This window comes from Vibrio sp. SG41-7, assembly GCF_014164465.1.
Classification (GTDB): Bacteria; Pseudomonadota; Gammaproteobacteria; order Enterobacterales; family Vibrionaceae; genus Vibrio; species Vibrio splendidus.
Map to the genome: position 1 here is coordinate 1 of NZ_JACJFF010000247.1, position 2,535 is coordinate 2,535.

Consider the following 2,535-nt stretch of genomic DNA (forward strand, 5'->3'; position numbering starts at 1 on the left):
CATAATACGCACTAAGACTAGTTTGCTTTTGAGGGGCTTTCTGGGCTCATACAGAGATTCTGAACGTTGTTACTGACAAGGTTTTACGTGCATGTTCCATTGCTTGCTGGTCTGTCTCATATGGCCCATAGATTTTTACGTTGTGGTTTTCATCTTTATCAACGCTTGTCACTGACATGAACCAGTCACCAACCAAGAATATCTCATCAGCAAGTTCATTCACTTCTTGGAAGTTTAAGCCAACAACATTCGACACCATACATTGAACTTGGTCTGTGTCATCTCGATAACCGAGCATCTGTACATAGTTATTGTTGGATTCACTCATGAGCAGCATTTCTTTTAGTAACTCTAAGCTGTCGAAGACTTTTTTGTACTGACGCTTGGCAACTACATCATTGGCATCATCAACGGCTTTATCTACATCGTTGTGTAACCAGTTAATGACTTCTTGGAGTTCATCAGATTTCATGACTTGATCTTCCATTATTTCATCGACCTCACGAGCTTAATGCCGAAGCGTTTTAATTCCAGTCCACCGAAGTTATTCACGGTAAAGCTTGAGCTATCAAGTTCGTAGTTTCCTGATTTATATGCAGATTGGTCGTCTTGTAATGATAGCTTCATTTCGACTGGGAACTTACCACCTAGATATGCATATCCGATTTGTTCTCTTATCGTTCTAGCTTGTTTACCATCTTTGCCTGGTAATGTTCTTGTGATTGGTTGTTCGTGTTCTGGGAAGATTTCTACTTTCAACATATCTTTTCCTTAAGCTACGTAAGCTTTAAAAGGCAGCACGTTTGATTGTGCTACTTTCGGTAATTGATACCAAGATGGTATCTGTAGTGATTGAACTTCTATTTCTTCTGAACGCCTCAACGTTGGACACATTCTAGAGACATCGAACTGCTGACCGATGTCGATGCCGATTTTCTTCAACCTTGCCTTGTGTTCGTAATATTGCGAGCTGCTCAGTATTTCCCTCATATCCACACCGTTTTGCCATAGCGTAAAATAGTTCATGGTTGTATTGGCTTTCCTTTGTGTATCTACGGCGCCATTATTTAATAACTGTTGAGCTATGCTCTGGTGTTCATCATGGGATATTTCGATAGTGTTCATAGCTTCCTCGAAGTGCTTGAGGTGCGTTAGGTATTCGTCTTCACTTATTAGCCCGTAAAACTGTAAGTTATGTCTTTTCAATAGCTTTTGTCTAAGGCTGTACTCTAAACGAACAACACCTTTACTCGCACAGTAAGTCGTTAATTTATCTATGTATTCTTTACTTTCATTGCCATTTTTTGCATTCTTTTTTGAGTGACACTGTAACTCGATAGCTTTGGCATATAACTTTATAAGTAGCCATTCAGAACCTTCGCCCCAGTAGCAACTGTGTCCATCTGGATACAGCTTAGGTTTCATGGATCTTCCCAAGCTCATTGATGACATCCCACGTATAAAAGGTTGTTCACTGCCCTGTCCTACTGACAAGTTTTGCGTCCAGTCGATGCTTGTAATCTCTGCACCATTTCCTACGTAAGATGATGTTTTTCCGTCGGGTGTTTGTCTGTGTTTGAGGCGGGTATTTTTAGTAAATGGAGGTAAGTCATATTTGGCTAACACATGGTTATAAACTTCTACACACTCATCTAATGTTGTTAGTCCGAAGAGATTATCTTGTCTTTGCCAACGTGATGGATTCCCCTCAACTCTGACACGATAACCATCACATCTGATCGTGAGCTTAGTGCTATGAGAACCTTCTAAAATCTTCTGATCTACAGATGGTGGTAGCTTCTCTCCAGACTCCAGATCTATACGCTCAATAACATGACGACCGACAAGAGGTAATCCTCCTTCTCGGTGATCTTGTTGGATAAATAAGCGGTCAATGAAGTACAAGTAAAATCCTGTCAATAGCAACTAAGGTACATTTTTATATACCATAAAGGTTATTTTTGGTTACTGCAAGATTATGGTTTATAAAAGTGGGTGTATAGTTACATTAATATGTACCATTAAAGGAATTATGATGATTGGTTCTGTACTTAAAGAAGCTAGAGCGTTAAAAAACCTATCCCAACCAGAAGTGGCTCGTTTAGTCGGAGTGACTAAGCAGACTTACTTGAAGTGGGAAAATGACACGACTGAACCTAAAGCAACTCAGATAAGTAAGCTTGCTAAAGTGTTGGGTATTACTTCTGATGAGATTTGTAACGGTAAATTGGATAGTAAAATGGCACTCAACTCGTTCATCATAAACATGTCTAAAGTTGGAGCTGATTCTGGGATGGTTGCATTGAGAGTCTGGGAACAAGTTCCTGATCACCAATACTTTTTGAAGAGTTTATTAGACAGCGAAGATGTCGATTCTGAAGGTAATGAGGTTCTTAATATCTTATAGCGGATTCCGGTATTCCGGAGTTAGTTCGGGTGTAACAGGAACCCGAACCTGAGAGAGCCAGTTTTGCGCGCTACGCTTGCCTCCCAAAACCTGCCTCTCTCTCATCATGATTGGGGGGTTGGATAGTT

General features: G+C 40.3%; 4 protein-coding genes. 1 reads left to right on the plus strand and 3 read right to left on the minus strand.

Annotated elements, in window-relative coordinates; all coding sequences use genetic code 11:
* Window positions 1–46 precede the first annotated feature (46 nt).
* The 3 genes from H5300_RS26300 to H5300_RS26310 are packed head-to-tail and all read right to left on the minus strand — an operon-like array spanning window position 47 to window position 1,905.
* A complete protein-coding gene (locus tag H5300_RS26300) occupies window positions 47–472 on the minus strand; it encodes a hypothetical protein (protein ID WP_228761175.1) in 426 nt (141 codons plus the stop codon).
* Window positions 473–486: 14 nt separating this feature from the next.
* Window positions 487–762: a G5P family DNA-binding protein gene (locus tag H5300_RS26305; protein ID WP_016767415.1), complete on the minus strand. Its 276-nt coding sequence runs from the start codon at window positions 760–762 to the stop codon at window positions 487–489.
* A 9-nt stretch (window positions 763–771) separates the two neighbouring features.
* Window positions 772–1,905, minus strand: coding sequence for a phage/plasmid replication protein, II/X family (locus tag H5300_RS26310; RefSeq protein ID WP_182797320.1), 1,134 nt, complete (start codon window positions 1,903–1,905; stop codon window positions 772–774).
* Window positions 1,906–2,035: 130 nt separating this feature from the next.
* Here H5300_RS26310 and H5300_RS26315 point away from each other — a divergent pair, with 130 nt between their 5' ends.
* Complete coding sequence (locus H5300_RS26315) at window positions 2,036–2,407, plus strand: helix-turn-helix transcriptional regulator (RefSeq protein WP_065682438.1); 372 nt, start codon at window positions 2,036–2,038, stop codon at window positions 2,405–2,407.
* Window positions 2,408–2,535 lie beyond the last annotated feature (128 nt).

Bases quoted from the DNA above. Each gene is read 5' to 3' on its own strand.
- H5300_RS26315 (WP_065682438.1), top strand. From the start codon at position 2,036: ATGATTGGTTCTGTACTTAAAGAAGCTAGAGCGTTAAAAAACCTATCC.
- H5300_RS26300 (WP_228761175.1), bottom strand. From the start codon at position 472: ATGAAATCTGATGAACTCCAAGAAGTCATTAACTGGTTACACAACGAT.
- H5300_RS26305 (WP_016767415.1), bottom strand. From the start codon at position 762: ATGTTGAAAGTAGAAATCTTCCCAGAACACGAACAACCAATCACAAGA.